The organism is Promicromonospora sp. NFX87 (assembly GCF_048564965.1).
Taxonomy (GTDB): domain Bacteria; phylum Actinomycetota; class Actinomycetes; order Actinomycetales; family Cellulomonadaceae; genus Promicromonospora.
In genome coordinates, this window is sequence record NZ_CP183413.1 from 202,806 (window position 1) to 219,686 (window position 16,881).

The window sequence follows — 16,881 nt, forward strand, 5'->3', positions numbered from 1 at the left end:
GCGGGTTCAGTAAGGAAAGATCACCCGGCGATCAGCTGGCGGCGACGTCGAACATCCAGGAGATGCCGAACTTGTCGGTGAGCTGGCCGTAGTAGTCGCCCCACGGTGCCAGCTCGAACGGCTCGCCCGGCGTCGCGCCGTCGGACAGCTTCTCGTAGGCGCTCCTGATGTAGTCGTGGTCCTCGGGCCCGCCGGTCAGGGCGACGGTGACACCCGCGGAGGGCGCCACGTACTCCATGAACGACGGCGTGTCCGACGCCATGATCGTGAGGCCGCCCGGGGTGTCGAGCTGCCCGTGCATGACGAGGTCCTTGTCCTCGTCGGGAGTGGGCATCCCCTCCATCGGGGTCCCACCGAAGGTGCTGACGTCGAGCTCGCCGCCGAGCACTGACTGGTAGAAGTCCAGGGCAGCCTTCGCCTCGGACCGGAAGCTGAGGTACGGGTTGAGCTTTGCCATACGGCCACGCTAAGCCTGGGACCGGCGGCCTGCTCGATGGTTACCCGAGGAACTCACTGACCATCGGGCCGATCTGGTCGGCCTCGACCAGGAACCCGTCATGGCCCACGTCGCTCGTGACGATCCGCAGCGGCTCCGCGTTCGGGATCCACCGGGCGAGCCGTGCGGACTGCGCGGGCGGGAAGAGGCGGTCGCTGTCCACGGCCACCACCAGGGTCCGCGCGGTGATCTGGCTGAGCGCCGCCTCGACGCCGCCACGGTCGCGGCCCAGGTCGTGCGACAGCATCGACTCGGTGAGCACCACGTAGGAGTTGGCGTCGAACCGGCGCGCCAGCTTGTCGCCCTGGTGCTCCAGGTACGACTGCACGGCGAACCGGCCGCCCGCGAACGGGTCCTCCCCGCCCTGCGGCAGCCGGCCGAACCGCCGGTCCAGCTCGTAGCCCGTCCGGTACGTCGTGTGCGCGATCTGGCGTGCGATGCCGAGGCCGGTGTGCGGGCCGTCGTCGTCGGCGGCGAAGTAGTAGTCCCCGTCGCGGAAGCGGGGGTCCATCCGGATCGCGGCGAGCTGCGGGTGGGACCACGCGATCTGGTCGCCGCCGGTCTGGGCGGTCGTGGCGATGGCACCGACGTTCCGCACCTCGATGCCCGCCTCCGGCCCCAGCAGCGCCCACTCCAGCACTCGCAGGCCGCCCATGGACGCGCCGACCACGAGGTCCCAGGACCGGATCCCGAGCTCGCGGGTCAGGGCGATCTCGACGGCGACCTGGTCGCGTGTCGTGATGTACGGGAACCGCCCGCCCCAGGGACGCCCGTCGTGCGCGAGGGACGACGGGCCGGTGGTGCCCTGACAGCCGCCGAGCGCGTTGGGCGCCACCACGAAGTACCGGTCGGTGTCGATGGGCTTGCCGGGGCCCACCATGTCGCCCCACCAGCCGCCGGTCACATGCCCCGGCCCGGCCTCGCCGGTGACGTGCGAGTCGCCGGTGAGGGCGTGCAGCACCAGCACGGCGTTGGAGCCGTCGGCGTTCAGCGTGCCCCACGTCTCGTAGGCCACGCGGACGGCGGGCAGCCGCCCGCCGGCCTCCAGGTCGAACGCGCCGAGGTCGGCGAACAGCCGGTCCCCGGGGTCGTCGCCCTCGCGCCACGCGCCGCTCGCCGGTACCGGGGGCTTGCTGCGGGAACGCGAGTCCTGGACGGGCTCGGCGGGGCTCGGCGGAACTCCGCCGTCCCTGCCGAGCGCTGCGCCGACCTGCGCGGGGACGAGTGCGCCGTCCGGCGCCGGGAAGGGCACGAGCGTCGAGCGGACCTGTTGGTCCGGGACGTCGTGCGCGGCCTTCGGGGTGGTGATGGCCATGTTCTCTCCTGCGGCTCTGGGTGCTGAGCTCGGGGTGGTGGGCCCCGGCGCGGACGGCGTCGTCACATCGCTGCTACTTCGTCTCCTGGCCCAGCTTGCTCTTGGCCGCCGTGAAGCCCAGCTCGAGGTCGGCCAGGACGTCCTCCACGTTCTCCAGGCCGACGGCGAGCCTGACGAGGCCGGGGGTGACCCCCGACAGCGCCTGCTCCTGGGGCGTGAGCTGCGAGTGCGTGGTGGAGGCCGGGTGGATCACGAGCGACCGGACGTCGCCGATGTTCGCCACGTTGGAGTGCAGCTCCAGGGCGGACACGAACGCCTGGCCGGCCTCGGCGCCGCCGTCGAGCTCGAAGGCGAGCACCGCCCCGGCGCCCTTGGGCGCGTACTTCTGGGCGTTCGCGTGCCACGGCGAGCTCGGCAGGCCCGCGTAGTGGACCGCGCGGACGTCGTCCCGGGCCTCCAGCCACTGCGCGACGTGCTGCGCGTTGGCGACGTGCCGCTCGATCCGCAGCGACAGCGTCTCGATGCCCTGGGCGAGGAGGAACGCGTTGAACGGCGAGACCGCCGCACCGAGGTCGCGCAGGAGCTGGACCCGCGCCTTGAGGACGAACGCGAGGTTCGCCCCGAGCGCGGAGCCGACGCCGAGGTCGCGCGCGAAGACCAGGCCGTTGTAGCTCGGGTCCGGCGTGTTGAAACCGGGGAAGCGCTCCGGGTCGGCGGCGAAGTCGAACCGGCCGCCGTCGATGATCACGCCGCCGATGGCGCTGCCGTGGCCGCCCAGGTACTTGGTCGCCGAGTGCACCACGATGTCGGCGCCGTGCTCGAACGGGCGGATCAGGTACGGGGTCGCGACGGTGTTGTCGACGATCAGCGGGACGCCCGCCTCGTGCGCGGCCGCCGCGACACCCTCGATGTCGAGCACGTCGGCACGCGGGTTCGGGATGGTCTCCCCGAAGAACGCCTTGGTGTTCGGGCGGACGGCGGCGCGCCACGCGTCGAGGTCGTGCGGGTCGTCCACGAACGTGGTCTCGATGCCGAACTTCGGCAGCGTGTGGTGGAGCAGGTTGTACGTGCCGCCGTAGAGGCTGGCGGAGGCGACGATGTGGTCGCCCGCCTCGGCGAGGTTGAGGATCGCGAGCGACTCCGCGGCCTGGCCGGAGGCGACGAGGAGGGCGCCGACGCCACCCTCGAGGCTTGCGAGCCGGTCCTCCACGACCTGCTGCGTCGGGTTGCCGATGCGCGTGTAGATGGGGCCGAGGTCCTTGAGCGCGAACCGGTCGGCGGCTACCCCGGCGTCGGGGAACACGAACGACGTCGTCTGGTAGATCGGCAGGGCGCGGGCGCCCGTGGTGGGGTCCGGCTCCTGGCCGGCGTGGATCTGGCGGGTCTCGAACGACCACTGGGGCTGAGTCATGGCTCTCCTGCTTCCTGGTGCTGGTGGCGAACATCTGGCGGATCTGACCGAGAGGTGCCGCGGCGTGCCCCGAGGGGCCTGCGCATCAAGAGGTGGTCCGCGGCGGGGGAGGCGCGCACGCGGGAGTCGGCCGGAAATGGCCGAGGGCAGGCGAACGTGCGCTGGTTCAGCAACAACACATTCGACGAGTCATGTTGTGACCGTAGACGGCGTCGGGCCGCGCCGATAGTCGTGTCTTAGATGATGAGATTCGAAAATGAGACGGGCCTTGAATGCCCTCCGGTAGCGCGAATCTGCGCCGTGAGCCACATTGGAGCGTGGCACGGGAGTGATTCACGAGGTCTGCGCAAGGCGACACGCCGGAACAGCGCTGATCAGGAAGGTGATCATGGGGCGGATCCGAGGTCTGGACGAGGAGAGGCACGGGCACGGCGGGATACTGGCGCTCCGTGCGCTGGGGGCCGCGGTGCTCGCGCTCGGTCTGGTCATCCCGTGGGGGCCTACCGCGGATGCGAACCCGCCCGCCGATCCGCCGTCCGCCGAGGAGGCCCAGGCGGCCCGTGACGCGGTAGCGGCAGGCACGCTGAGCGTCCGGCAGGCGGAGGCCGCGCTCGGCACGCTCCGTACGGAGCTCGCGGCGGCCCAGGTCCGCGTCCAGGTGGCGGCCGCCGACTACGCGGAGGCGCAGCAGGCCGTCGAGCAGGCCGAGCAGGCGGTGGCCGTCGCCCGTACCGCCGCCAGGAAGGCGCACAAGGGTGAGCTGGCGGCGCGGTCAGGTCTGGCGGAGGTGTACCGGGCGTCGGCGCGGGACGCCGACCTGGGATCCCTGGACATCGCCTTCCAGGCCGCCTCGGTTCCGGACATGGTGGGTCGCAGCGCCGTGGAGCGCGCGGTCCAGCGCAAGCTCGGCGGGGCCATGGCCGAGTATCAGCAGGCGCGCGCGTCGTCGGAGTCCGCGGACGCCCGGTGGAGCGCGGCGAAGAAGCAGCGCGACGCGGCTGCCGAGCAGGCGCGGACGGCGTTCGACGCCGCCCAGGCCGCCGCGGCCGACCTCGCGGCGCGCACCCAGGCGGCCGAGGTGGAACGCCAGGCGCTGGTCGAACGCCTCGCGCAGCTGCGGCAGACCAGCGTCGAGATCGAGAACGAGCGGGAGGCGGCGCGGGCTGCCGCGGCGGAGGCCGCCCGCGAGGCCGCGGCGAAGGCGGAGCTCGAACGGCAGCAGGAGGCCCGGGCCGAGGCGGCCGCCGTGGCTCCGGTGCGCACGGAGCGGCCCGGCGGCGGGTCGGCGGACGGCGGGAGCGCCGGTCCGGAGGCCGAGCCCGCACCCGCCCCCGCCCCTCGGCCGGCACCCGCCGGCCCGCCCACGTCGGGCGTGACGACGGGCTCGGAGGGGCTGGGGATCGGCGCGGTGGCCTGGGCGCGGACCAGGCTCGGCGCGCCGTACCTGCTCGGCGCCGAGGGGCCGTCCGCGTACGACTGCTCGGGGCTGACGATGATGTCGTGGGCGAGCCAGGGCGTGAACATCACCCGCACGTCGCGGTCGCAGTACCTCGCCGTCGGCAAGGTGGACTACGGCTCGCTCCGGCCGGGCGACCTCGTCTTCTACGGTTCGGACCCGGGCGACCCGGCGTCGATCTACCACGTGGCGATGTACACGGGCGGCGGCATGATGATCGAGGCGACGCTGCCCGGACACCCGCTGTCGGAGAACCCGCTCCGCCTGGCGAACGCGATGCCCTACGCGGGCCGCCCCTAGACCGCGAAGTAGAGCGCCTGTCCGAGTCTCCTCGGTGAAGCCGGGAGACTCGGACAGGCGCTCTACTTCGCGGCCGGGCGGTCAGTGCTTGTCGTAGTAGCCCGTGTCCTTGGCGCGCTGGATCGAGCGAACGATCTCGGCCTCGGCGTCGGAGCGGCCCACCCAGTGGGCGCCCTCGACGGACTTGCCCGGCTCGAGGTCCTTGTAGACCTCGAAGAAGTGCTGGATCTCCAGGCGGTGGAAGTCCGAGACGTCGTCGATGTCCTGGCGCCACGCCGCGCGCTGGTCGCCCGTCGGCACGCAGAGCACCTTGTCGTCACCGCCCGCCTCGTCGCGCATGCGGAACATGCCGAGTGCGCGGCACTTGATCAGGCAGCCGGGGAACGTGGGTTCCTCCAGGAGCACCAGTGCGTCCAGGGGGTCCCCGTCTTCGCCGAGGGTGCCCTCGATGAAGCCGTAGTCGTCCGGGTAGCGCGTCGAGGTGAAGAGCATGCGGTCGAGGCGGATGCGTCCGGTCTCGTGATCCACCTCGTACTTGTTCCGCTGACCCTTGGGGATCTCGATCGTGACGTCGAACTCCACGCCGATGTGCTCCAGTTCTCGAAGATGGTCGCCGAAGTGTCTTACCGCGGCGGCGGCCTTGCGCCTGTCCAGTGTGCCATGTGTCCCGTGTCGCGACCGTTACCTGTGGTCAGCACCACTCTCCGTGTTCGGCATAATTCGCAGCGTGCGCACAGCGCGCGCGAACCGGCCAGGCGAGCGGGTGAAATTTCCCATGGATCGCCGTTGCCGTACCCGCCGCATGGTTTGCCGCCACTAGAGTTGGCTATGGCTTTTACATGACGATCGAGAGGATGCCCATGGAGTGGGGGTTGCGCTCCGGCGCTGCCGTCGCCGCGGTCGTCGCACTGTTCGGTGGGTACCTGGTCGCCGACGCGTACGACGTCGTTCCCGGCATGCTCACCATGGCCGAGCCCTGGCCCGAGCCGAGCCCCTTCCCGTCCGCGCCCGGTGCCGTCGAGGGGCCCGCACCCGCGGCGCTCCTGGAGAGCCTCCCCGAGGACGCACCCGTCCCGGACAGCGTCGAGATGCAGCGCCTCGTGACCGGCCTGGCCAAGGACAAGCGGCTCGGGTCCCGGGTCGGCGTGGTGGTGGCGGACGGCCTGTCGGGCGACGTGCTCGGCTCGTCGAGCCCGGACAAGCTCATGACCCCCGCGTCCACCCAGAAGCTCTTCACGGGCGTCGCCGCGCTCTCGTCGGGCATCGCGAGCTCCACGCTCGACACCAAGGCGGTCCTCGTCGACGACGACACGGTCGTCCTGGTGGGCGCCGGCGACATGATGCTCTCGGCGGGCAAGGGCGATCCCGACGTGGTGAACGGGCGTGCGGGCCTCGCCGACCTCGCCCAGCAGGTCGCGGCCAAGGTGAAGGTCGACGGCACCACCGAGGTCCGCGTCGCGCTCGACGACACCCTCTTCACCGGTGACGACATCGCCCCGACCGTGGCCAGTCCGGACATCGCGGCCGGCTACGTGGCGCCCGTCTCGTCGGTCGGCATCAACGTCGGCCTGCTGTCCGACGGGTACGGCGACAACGGGCCCCGTGCGTCCGACCCCGGTAAGTACGCGGCAGAGGCGTTCTCCGCGGCGCTGGAGAAGGAGGGCCTCAAGACCGCCGGTGCCGTGATCGACGCGACCGCCCCGGACGACGCCCGCGTGCTCGGCCAGGTCAGCTCCGCGCCGCTGGCGGAGGTCGTCGGGTTCGCCATGCAGTACTCGGACAACACGATCACCGAGGTGCTCGGACGTCTCGTCGCGGTGGACGCTGGCCTGCCCGGCTCGAACGACGGCGCCACGCAGGCGGTGATCGCACGTGCGAAGGAGCTCGGTGTCGACATGACCGGGGCCCGCCTGCGCGACTGCTCCGGGCTCGCCGACGGTTCGTACCTGAGCCCGCAGCAGCTCGTGGACCTGCTCGGCGTGATGGTCGACCCCGCGAACCCGACGCTGCGCAGCGAGGCGGTGGGCATGCCGATCGCGGGCCTGACGGGCACGCTCGACAGCAGCCACGGCCGGTTCACCGGGACCAACTCGGCCCGCGGCGTGGCACGTGCCAAGACCGGCAGCCTGCCCAAGGTGCGGGCGCTCTCCGGCACGGTGGTCACCGCCGACGACCGGCTGCTCGTCTTCACGGTCCTCGCCGACTCGATCCCCGCGAACAAGACGGTCGGCGCCACGTGGATCTACGACAGCTTCGTCGGTGACCTCGCCGCGTACTCGGTCCAGGGCTGACGCCCCGTCCACCGGGACCGTTACCGTGGTCCGGTGACCCAGGCATCCACCGCCCCGCAGGTCGTCGACTGGTCGGCCGCAGCACAGATCGCCGGGCGGCTCGCCGCGCCCGGGCCGCAGGCGCCACGGGACGAGCTCGACTCCCTAGTGAGCGGCCTGCGCGCCGCGGCAGGAGACGCCGTCGGGCACGTGCTGGAGACCACGCGGATGGTGCCGCACGGTGGCGGGTCGACGCTGAGCCCCGTCGTGGTCGTGGACCGCGCGACCTGGGCGCGCGCGAACACGCAGTCCATGGCCGCCATGACCGAGGGGATCGGGGCGGCCGTCGCCGAGATCTCCAAGGGCGCCACGTCGCCCGGCGCGCAGCTGGCCGGCGCCGCCGAGATCGGTGCGGTCCTCGCGCTCCTCAGCGGGCGGGTGCTGGGCCAGTTCGACCCGTACTCCGCTCCGGGCCGGCTCCTCCTGGTGGCCCCCAACGTGCTGCAGGCCGAGGCGGCCCTGCGCGTCCCGGTGCGCGACTTCCGCCTGTGGGTCTGCCTGCACGAGCAGACCCACGCCCTGCAGTTCGCCGCGGCACCGTGGCTCGCCGGGCACCTCAGCGGGCGCACGCAGCACCTGATCACCGGCATGGCGCGGACCTCTGCCGAGCTGGCCAAGGCCCGGTTCGACAAGAAGGTCGTGGCTGTCGGCCGGAACGTGCTCGCCACGCTGCGCGGCGAGAACAGCACCATCATCGACGGCATGCTCACGCACGAGCAGAAGGACGAGCTGGCCGACATCACCGCGGTCATGGCGCTCCTGGAGGGGCATGCGGACGTGATGATGGACGCCGTCGGGCCGCGGGTCGTGCCGTCGGTGCGCCGCATCCGCGCACGGTTCGAGCGGCGGCGGGACGGCGAGGGGCTGGGCACCTTCGACGTGGTGGTGCAGAAGCTGCTGGGCATGGACGCCAAGCTCGCCCAGTACCGCGACGGTGCGACGTTCGTGCGCGCCGTCGAGCGGTCGGTGGGACGCGACGGGCTCAACGCGGTGTGGGCCGCCCCGGAGAACCTGCCCACCGCGCGGGAGATCGCCGACGCGCGCGCGTGGGTGCGCCGGGTGCACGGATGAGGACGACGGCCGGCGCGCTGCTCACGCCCCCGGACGCCGGGAGCTGCTGAGCGTGGCCCGCGTCGATCCCGCCGTCGCCGCGGCGCGCAACGCGGTCCGCGCGGTGCTGGCGCCGCTCGGGCCGGACGACCTCGTGCTCGTCGCCTGCTCCGGTGGCGCCGACAGCCTCGCGCTCGCCGCATCCGTGGCGTCCGAGGCCCGGCGGGTCGGGCGCTCGGTGCGGTCCCGCGGGTACGCGGTGCGGGCGGGGGCCGTGGTGGTCGACCACGGGCTCCAGGCCGGGTCCGCCCAGGTGGCGGCGCGGGCGGCCGAGCAGTGCCGCGCCCTGGGTCTCGACCCCGTGGTGGTCCGGGACGCCGACTGGTCGGGCGGCGCGGGCGGGCCCGAGGCCGCGGCCCGGGACGCCCGGTATGCCGCACTGGAGGCGTACGCCGCCGAGACCGGCGCGGCCCGGGTGCTGCTGGGGCACACCCTCGACGACCAGGCGGAACAGGTCCTGCTCGGGCTCGCCCGGGGCGCCGGTGCCCGGTCGCTCGCCGGCATGCCGGGCGAGCGGGGGATCTTTCACCGGCCGTTCCTCGGGCTTCGGCGGGCGCAGACCGAGGCGGTGTGCGCGGCGTCGGGCCTGGAGTTCTGGACCGACCCCACCAACCTGCTGCCGCCCGACGACCCCACCTCGCCAACCCGGGTTCAGCACGGGGCAACGGGCCGGTCTCCCGGGCCGTTCACGCCGCTGCGCTCGCAGGTACGCGGACGCGTGCTGCCGGTCCTCGAGGACACCCTGGGCCCCGGTGTCGTCGAGGCCCTGGGGCGCAGCGCGGACCAGCTGCGCGACGACGCCGACCTGCTGGACGCCCTCGCCGCGGAGCTCCTCGACGAGGCCCGGACGGGCCCGGCAGCCCAGGCGGCACAGGGCGTGGGCGCCCCCGGCGGGCCGACGGCGGGGGAGGGCGACGCCGGGCTCGCCCTCGACGCCGCCGTCCTGGAGCGGGCCCATCCGGCGCTCCGGCGGCGGGTCCTCCGGCTCGCCGCCCTCGCGATCGGCTGCAAGCCGACGGACACCACCGCGCGGCACGTCGACGCGCTGGACGCACTCGTCGTGTCATGGAGCGGTCAAGGCTCGGTCCACCTCCCGGGCGGCGCACGAGCCCGTCGTGCGTGTGGCAGTCTTTTCCTGCGCGCCGCGCCGACCGGTATCTCGGACGGTGGGACCGGCGCCCGGCCCCCCAGCACAACTCAGGAGTAACTCGTGGACCAGTCCGACGTCGGACCCGACCTCGCAGAGATCCTGCTCTCCGAGGAGCAGCTCACCAAGAAGCTCGACGAGCTGGCAGCCCAGATCGACGCGGACTACGCGGGCAAGGACCTGCTCCTCGTCGGCGTGCTCAAGGGCGCGGTGATGGTGATGGCGGACCTGTCGCGCCGCCTGCACCACAAGGTCCAGATGGACTGGATGGCGGTGTCGTCGTACGGCTCGGGCACCAAGTCCTCCGGCGTCGTCCGCATCCTCAAGGACCTCGACGCGGACCTGACGGGCCGCAACGTGATCATCGTCGAGGACATCATCGACTCGGGCCTGACCCTGTCCTGGCTCGTGTCGAACCTGCGCTCGCGGGGCCCGGAGTCCGTCGAGATCGCCGCCATGCTGCGCAAGCCGGACGCCGCACAGGCCGACGTCGACGTGAAGTACCTGGGCTACGACATCCCCAACGAGTTCGTCGTCGGCTACGGCCTCGACTACGCGGAGAACTATCGCAACCTGCCGTTCGTTGCCACCCTGGCACCGCACGTCTACGGAGGCTGATCCACTCAGCGCCGCTCGACTCCGCGGATGCCCATCCCGGGCGGTTCGTCACGTCTGGGCGAGGTGTGGCCCAGGCATCACATGCTCTGGGCGAACACTCGGGGCTCCTGTCAGGGAGACCATGTAGTTTCGACGGAAACATACTGCGCGAGCGGAGGGAAACGGGGCTCGGTCCCCGTCGCCGATGAAGAACATCAAGAAGCTTCTGAGCGGGCCTGTCATCTGGATCCTGGTCGCACTGGTCGTGGTGACACTGGCCATCTCGGCACTGAACCAGCCCAATGTCTCGCGAATCGAGACATCACAGGGCATCGATCTGCTGAGCGGCAGCACGGTCGAGCACGCCCTCATGGTGGACGGCGAGCAGCGGGTCGAGCTCAAGCTCTCCAAGGCGTACAAGTCGACCGAGGGTGAGGGCGACGCCGCCGAGGAGGTCGACCACGGCAAGACCGTCGAGTTCTTCTACACCCTGCCCCAGGGCGACCGGGTAGAGGACGCCATCGTGAAGTCCGACCCCGCCGACGGGTTCGACTCGGAGGTGCCGCAGCCCAGCTTCTGGTCCTCCATGCTGTCGGTGCTGATCCCGTTCCTCCTGATCGGTGTCGTGTTCTGGTTCCTGCTCTCGCGGGCCCAGGGCGGCGGCAACCGGGTCATGGGCTTCGGCAAGTCCAAGGCCAAGCTGGCCAGCAAGGACACCCCGCAGGTGACCTTCGCGGACGTCGCGGGCGCCGACGAGGCGGTCGAGGAGCTCCAGGAGATCAAGGAGTTCCTCGCCGAGCCGGCCAAGTTCCAGGCCGTGGGCGCCAAGATCCCCAAGGGCGTGCTGCTGTACGGCCCGCCCGGTACGGGTAAGACGCTCATCGCGCGTGCCGTCGCCGGTGAGGCCGGCGTGCCGTTCTACTCGATCTCCGGCTCCGACTTCGTCGAGATGTTCGTCGGCGTGGGCGCGAGCCGCGTGCGCGACCTCTTCGAGCAGGCCAAGCAGAACTCGCCGGCGATCATCTTTGTCGACGAGATCGACGCGGTAGGCCGGCACCGCGGTGCTGGCATGGGCGGCGGGCACGACGAGCGCGAGCAGACGCTGAACCAGATGCTCGTCGAGATGGACGGCTTCGACGTCAAGACGAACGTCATCCTGATCGCCGCGACCAACCGTCCCGACATCCTCGACCCCGCCCTGCTGCGCCCGGGCCGCTTCGACCGTCAGGTCGCCGTGGAGGCCCCGGACCTCAAGGGCCGCGAGGCGATCCTCAACGTGCACGCCCAGGGCAAGCCGATGGTCCCCGAGGTCGACCTCGAGGCCGTCGCGCGCCGCACGCCCGGCTTCACGGGTGCGGACCTGGCGAACGTGCTCAACGAGGCCGCGCTGCTCACCGCCCGCAGCGGCGCACAGCTCATCGACGACCGTGCCCTGGACGAGGCCATCGACCGCGTGGTGGCCGGCCCGCAGAAGCGCACGCGCGTCATGAACGTCAAGGAGCAGAAGATCACCGCGTACCACGAGGGCGGGCACGCCCTGGTCGCCGCGGCGATGCGGTACACGGACCCCGTGACCAAGGTGACGATCCTGCCGCGCGGTCGTGCGCTGGGCTACACCATGGTCATGCCGCTCGAGGACAAGTACTCGACCACCCGTAACGAGCTGCTCGACCAGCTCGCGTACGCCATGGGTGGCCGCGTGGCCGAGGAGATCGTCTTCCACGACCCCACCACCGGTGCCTCGAACGACATCGAGAAGGCCTCGGCCATCGCTCGCAAGATGGTCACCGAGTACGGCATGAGCGAGCGGGTCGGCGCCATCAAGCTCGGCACGAGCGCCGGTGAGCCGTTCCTGGGCCGTGACTACGGGCACGAGCGGGACTACTCGGAGTCGGTCGCGAGCACCATCGACGACGAGGTCCGCAAGCTCGTCGACGCGGCGCACGACGAGGCGTGGGAGGTACTGAGCCAGTACCGCGACGTGCTCGACGAGCTGGTGCTGGGTCTGCTCGAGAAGGAGACGCTGAACCAGAAGGAGCTCGCCGAGGTCTTCCGCGCCGTCGAGAAGCGCCCCGCACGCGACGTCTGGCTGTCCAGCGAGCAGCGTTCGGTGCACACGCGCGGCCCCGTGCTGACGCCCAAGGAGCTGGCGGCCCAGAACGGGCACTCCGTCGTCCCGCAGGACGAGGCGGTGCTGGACCCGACACCGCCGGCACCCATGGACCCGCCGAACTGAGACCGGAGCACCACCATGACCGACAGGTCGATGACCCCTGTGGTTACGCCCGTGCGGCGCGCGGCGGACGTCCCGCCGTACGACGCCGCACGGGCCGAGGCGGCCGTGCGGGAGCTGCTCCTCGCCGTCGGCGAGGACCCCGAGCGCGAGGGCCTGCGGGAGACGCCGGCCCGCGTCGCGCGGGCGTACAAGGAGATCTTCGCCGGCCTGCGGCAGGAGCCCGAGGACGTCCTGACCACCACCTTCGACCTCGGGCACGAGGAGATGGTGCTGGTCAAGGACATCGAGGTGTACTCGACCTGCGAGCACCACCTCGTGCCGTTCCACGGTGTGGCGCACGTCGGGTACATCCCCAACGTGGACGGCCGCATCACGGGCCTGAGCAAGCTGGCCCGGCTGGTCGAGGTCTTCGCGCGCCGTCCCCAGGTGCAGGAGCGGATGACCACCCAGATCGCGGACTCCCTGGTCGAGATCCTCGAGCCGCGGGGGGTGCTCGTGGTGGTCCAGTGCGAGCACCTGTGCATGTCCATGCGCGGCGTGCGCAAGCCCGGCTCGCGAACCATCACCTCCGCGGTCCGCGGAGTCATGCGTGACGGCGCGACCCGAGCCGAGGCGATGAGCCTCATCCTCGGGAAGTGACGGTTCCCACCGTGCGTCACCCGACCCGGGATGCCCAGGTGCTCGGCCTGCCGGAGCTCTCCGGCGTGGGCCGGACCCTGGTGATGGGTGTCGTGAATGTCACCCCGGACTCGTTCTCGGACGGTGGGGAGTGGTTCGAGCCGTCGGCCGCCGTCGCGCACGGGCTGGAGCTGCTCGGCGAGGGTGCGGACATCCTGGACGTGGGCGGGGAGTCCACGCGGCCGGGCGCGGTGCGGGTCCCGCAGGAGCAGGAGCTGGCCCGTGTGCTCCCCGTGATCGAACAGCTCGCCGCGCGCGGTGCGGTCGTGAGCGTGGACACCACGCGGGCGGCCGTCGCCGAACGGGCGGTGGCGGCGGGGGCCCGCGTGGTGAACGACGTCTCCGGCGGCCTTGCCGACCCGGAGATGGGCCGCGCGGTCGCCGAGACCGGCGCCGCGTACGTGGCGATGCACTGGCGAGGGCACGCCGACGTCATGGACGACCGGCAGGAGTACGACGACGTCGTGGCCGACGTCCGGGACGAGCTCGCCGCCCGCATGGCCGCCCTGCACGACGACGGCGTGCGGCCCGAGCAGCTGATCCTCGACCCGGGGCTCGGCTTCGCCAAGGCAGGGGTGCTGAACTGGCCGCTGCTGGCCCACCTCGACGCCCTGTACGAGCTGGGCCGCCCGGTGCTCGTGGGCGCGTCCCGCAAGCGGTTCCTCGGCCACCTGCTCGCCGACTCGGCCGGGCACATGGCGCCGCCGCGTGCGCGGGACGACGCGACCGCCGCGATCTCCGCCCTGTCGGCGGCCGCGGGCGCCTGGTGCGTCCGCGTGCACACCGTCCGGGCGAGTGCCGATGCCGTCAAGGTCGCGGCTGCTTGGACGGCAGCGAGCGACGTGCCCCGGGTAGGGTCACCGGGTACCTCTCCCCGATCCGCACCGGAAGCATTGACTTCCACCGTGGCCTTGACCACAGAATCGTGGACGGTCGGGGAACAGGACATACCGGCCTGGCAGGATTCCGGTGCACACGAAGACGACGGGAGGAGACCACGGTGACCACAGCGTTCGGAACGGGCGTCACAGGCCCGGACGGCCGGTCGCTGGACCAGGTCCAGCTGACAGGCGTGAGCGCGCGGGGGTACCACGGTGTGCTGCCGTCGGAACGACAGACCGGCCAGGAGTTCCGGGCCGACGTCGTGCTCTACCTCGACACCCGCCCGGCTGCCGCCGGCGACGACCTCGCGCAGACGGTGAGCTATGCGGACGTGGCCCAGGACGTCCACGACATCCTGGCGGGTGAGCCCGCGGACCTCGTCGAGACGGTTGCCGAACGAATCGCCGCGGTGGTGATGGCCCGGCCGCAGGTCGAGGCCGTGGACGTTCGTGTCCACAAGCCGCAGGCGCCCATCCCGGTGCCGTTCGCCGACGTCGAGGTGGCGATCCGGCGCGACCGCGTCCGCATGCCCGTCGTGGCCGCGCCCGCGACGCCGGCCGACTCCGCCGACACGTTGCTCATGACCGGTCCGGGATCGGTCGCCGTGTCCGCGGACCTCCTCGGCTACGAGGCCGAGCCGCGGGAGACGTTCCCGGCGAGCTCACCCATCGACTCGTGGAACGACGCGGCCGAGCAGGCACGCAGCGACTCGGACAGCGCGCCGTACGTCGGCGAGCCCGAGCCCCAGGACCTCGAACCCGTCAGCCGCCCGGCGCGCGACGAGCCCGCGCCGTTCGAGCGCGAGCCGTACGAGCCCTACCAGCCCGAGCCCGCCGAGGCGGCGCCGCTCCGGGCCGAGGCGTTCGAGCCGGAGCCACTCGTGTCGCGGGTTCCGTCCTCGATTGCGCCCGCCGCACCGGTCGGCGAGGCCCCCGAGCCGCTCCCGGTCCCCGAGCTCATCGCACCCGAGCCGCTCCAGGTCATCCCCGCCGCGTGGGAGCTGCAGCCCGAGGCCCCGGCGCAGGCCGAGCAGCGGGACCAGCTCGGCCAGGAGCCGGCGTTCCGGCCGGACGAGCAGTTCCTGCCGGAGCAGGCCTTCGAGCCGGTCCAGCAGTACGAGTCGGTCCAGGGCCTCGACCAGAGGCGCGACCAGCCGATGGGCTTCGAGCAGCAGCAGTACGACCAGTTCACGCCGCAGCCGGAGCCGGCCCAGCCCGAGCCGAAGCCGTTCGAGCAGGCCCAGCCGTTCGAGCCGGCCCAGTCCTTCGACCCGCCGCAGTCGTTCGAGCAGCCGAAGCCGTTCGAGCAGGCGCAGCCGTTCGAGCAGGCCGGCTACGAGCCCCAGGGCTACGAGCAGCCGAAGCCGTTCGAGCAGCCGCAGCGCGTCGAACCGCAGCCGAACCAGTACGACCAGCTGTTCGAGCAGCAGCAGTACGACCAGGGCGGGACGGAGACCACCCGCGTGTCGGCGGCGGTCCCCGACTCCGCCGTCGAGCAGCCGGAGCAGTACGCGTCCGAGCAGTACCAGGCGGAGCCGCGCGACCGGTTCGACGAGGTTCCCGCCGGGTACGTGGACGTCGTCATCGCGATCGGCGCCAACCTGGGTGACCCGCAGGCGACCATGCGGTCCGCGGTCGCCGAGCTGGACCGCATGTCCGGCCTGCAGATCACCGACGTGTCGCCGCTGGCCCGCACGGCCGCCGTCGGCGGACCCGAGGAGCAGCCCGACTACCTCAACGCGGTGCTGCTGGCCCGCACGACGCTCTCGGCGCGTGGGCTGCTGCACCTCTGCCAGGAGGTCGAGAACGTGCACGGCCGTACCCGTGAGGAGCGCTGGGGCCCGCGCACACTGGACGTCGATGTGATCACGTACGGCAACCTGACCGATGCCGCCGAGGACCTCGAGGTGCCCCACCCCCGCGCGCACGAGCGGGCGTTCGTCCTCGAGCCGTGGTCGCAGATCGCGCCCGACGCGGTGCTGCCCGGCCTGGGTGGTGGCCCGGTGGCCCAGCTCGCGGCCACGGCGCCCGACCGGGCCGGCATCCGCTGGCTCGCGCTCGACTGGCTGACCGACCCGGAGCCGGAGCAGGGTGGCGGAACCACCGGCTCGAACCATCCTGCGGTGTCCGACGACGGTGGCAGCACCGGCCAGGACTCCCACCCCGCCGAGATGCCGCCGGCCCTGCCGCCCTCGGTCCCGCCGAGCGGCCGGCCGCCGGTCCTTCCGGCGGGCCCCGTGGTCGAGGTCCCGGGCGGTGGGCACCCGCAGGGGCACCACAGCGGTCCGGTCGAGCTCGATCGTCAGCCACAGCCCGCTGCTCCGCAGCAGGAGGCCTACCCGGCCGCGCCGCATCCGCAGAGCTACTCCAGCGGACCGGTGCCCGGCGGGGGCGGCTCGGTGCCGATCCCGCAGGCGGCGTCCGCCGGGCCGTTCGGCGCGCCGCCGGCCGGGATGCCGGTCAACGGTTCGGTGGTCCCTCCGCCGGAGGAGGCCCTCGTCCCCGCGCCGCAGGCACCCATCGCACCGCGCGCGGTGCGGGACACCGCCCACGAGACCCCGGCGCACGAGCTGCTGCCGCCGGCGTCGTCGCAGGCCAAGCCGGTGTTCGCACCGGTGAACCCGTCGCGTCAGCAGAGCGGTGTGTTCCCGCCCTCGAACGGCGCGCCCCAGGAGCCGGCCAACCCGCTCTTCGCCCCGGTCGGCGTGCCGCCGAACGGGGTGTCCGACCAGGTGCCGAACGGGCAAGCCAACGGGCACCCGAACGGGCACGCCAACGGTCAGCAGGACGCCTACGACAACGACCACACGGTGATCCGGGTGCCGGGGTTCGTGGCCGAACAGCGGGCCACCGCGTCGGACGGCCCGATCGACTCGGTCCCCTCGTGGGTTCCGGTGAGGGACGAGCGGGGGCGCGACGCCTGA

13 protein-coding genes are annotated in these 16,881 nt (G+C 72.4%); 9 read left to right on the top strand and 4 right to left on the bottom strand.

Annotated features, from left to right (window positions below):
- Positions 1–31 precede the first annotated feature (31 nt).
- The 3 genes from ACNYC2_RS01015 to ACNYC2_RS01025 form a co-directional block, all read right to left on the bottom strand.
- Positions 32–457 (bottom strand): VOC family protein, encoded by a 426-nt coding sequence (locus ACNYC2_RS01015; protein ID WP_419705274.1) that lies wholly within the window; start codon positions 455–457, stop codon positions 32–34.
- A gap of 40 nt (positions 458–497) precedes the next feature.
- On the bottom strand, positions 498–1,811 hold the full coding sequence (gene metX, locus ACNYC2_RS01020) for a homoserine O-acetyltransferase MetX (protein WP_419705275.1): 1,314 nt from the start codon (positions 1,809–1,811) through the stop codon (positions 498–500).
- Positions 1,812–1,884: 73 nt separating this feature from the next.
- Positions 1,885–3,222: a bifunctional o-acetylhomoserine/o-acetylserine sulfhydrylase gene (locus ACNYC2_RS01025; RefSeq protein ID WP_419705276.1), complete on the bottom strand. Its 1,338-nt coding sequence runs from the start codon at positions 3,220–3,222 to the stop codon at positions 1,885–1,887.
- 388 nt (positions 3,223–3,610) lie between these two features.
- Between ACNYC2_RS01025 and ACNYC2_RS01030 the strand changes: the two genes are divergently transcribed.
- On the top strand, positions 3,611–4,978 hold the full coding sequence (locus ACNYC2_RS01030; RefSeq protein WP_419705277.1) for an NlpC/P60 family protein: 1,368 nt from the start codon (positions 3,611–3,613) through the stop codon (positions 4,976–4,978).
- A gap of 81 nt (positions 4,979–5,059) precedes the next feature.
- Here the strand turns inward: ACNYC2_RS01030 and ACNYC2_RS01035 are convergent, their stop codons facing one another.
- Positions 5,060–5,560, bottom strand: coding sequence for an inorganic diphosphatase (locus ACNYC2_RS01035; RefSeq protein WP_108493354.1), 501 nt, complete (start codon positions 5,558–5,560; stop codon positions 5,060–5,062).
- Positions 5,561–5,817: 257 nt separating this feature from the next.
- Between ACNYC2_RS01035 and dacB the strand changes: the two genes are divergently transcribed.
- The 8 genes from dacB (at position 5,818) to folK (ending at position 16,881) form a co-directional block, all read left to right on the top strand.
- Positions 5,818–7,269 carry a D-alanyl-D-alanine carboxypeptidase/D-alanyl-D-alanine-endopeptidase gene (gene dacB, locus ACNYC2_RS01040; RefSeq protein ID WP_419705278.1) on the top strand — a complete coding sequence of 484 codons (1,452 nt, stop codon included), beginning with the start codon at positions 5,818–5,820 and terminating at the stop codon, positions 7,267–7,269.
- A gap of 33 nt (positions 7,270–7,302) precedes the next feature.
- Positions 7,303–8,379, top strand: coding sequence for a zinc-dependent metalloprotease (locus ACNYC2_RS01045; RefSeq protein ID WP_419705279.1), 1,077 nt, complete (start codon positions 7,303–7,305; stop codon positions 8,377–8,379).
- Positions 8,380–8,431: 52 nt separating this feature from the next.
- Positions 8,432–9,625 carry a tRNA lysidine(34) synthetase TilS gene (gene tilS, locus ACNYC2_RS01050; protein ID WP_419705280.1) on the top strand — a complete coding sequence of 398 codons (1,194 nt, stop codon included), beginning with the start codon at positions 8,432–8,434 and terminating at the stop codon, positions 9,623–9,625.
- A 3-nt stretch (positions 9,626–9,628) separates the two neighbouring features.
- Entirely contained in the window at positions 9,629–10,183 is a 555-nt protein-coding gene (hpt, locus tag ACNYC2_RS01055) for a hypoxanthine phosphoribosyltransferase (RefSeq protein WP_116677043.1), read from the top strand.
- A gap of 184 nt (positions 10,184–10,367) precedes the next feature.
- Positions 10,368–12,398, top strand: coding sequence for an ATP-dependent zinc metalloprotease FtsH (gene ftsH, locus ACNYC2_RS01060; protein ID WP_419705281.1), 2,031 nt, complete (start codon positions 10,368–10,370; stop codon positions 12,396–12,398).
- 30 nt (positions 12,399–12,428) lie between these two features.
- Positions 12,429–13,037 (top strand): GTP cyclohydrolase I FolE, encoded by a 609-nt coding sequence (gene folE, locus ACNYC2_RS01065; RefSeq protein WP_357504807.1) that lies wholly within the window; start codon positions 12,429–12,431, stop codon positions 13,035–13,037.
- An 83-nt stretch (positions 13,038–13,120) separates the two neighbouring features.
- Positions 13,121–14,080: a dihydropteroate synthase gene (folP, locus tag ACNYC2_RS01070; RefSeq protein WP_419707750.1), complete on the top strand. Its 960-nt coding sequence runs from the start codon at positions 13,121–13,123 to the stop codon at positions 14,078–14,080.
- On the top strand, positions 14,077–16,881 hold the full coding sequence (gene folK / locus ACNYC2_RS01075; RefSeq protein WP_419705282.1) for a 2-amino-4-hydroxy-6-hydroxymethyldihydropteridine diphosphokinase: 2,805 nt from the start codon (positions 14,077–14,079) through the stop codon (positions 16,879–16,881). The genes folP and folK overlap by 4 nt, the downstream gene beginning before the upstream one ends.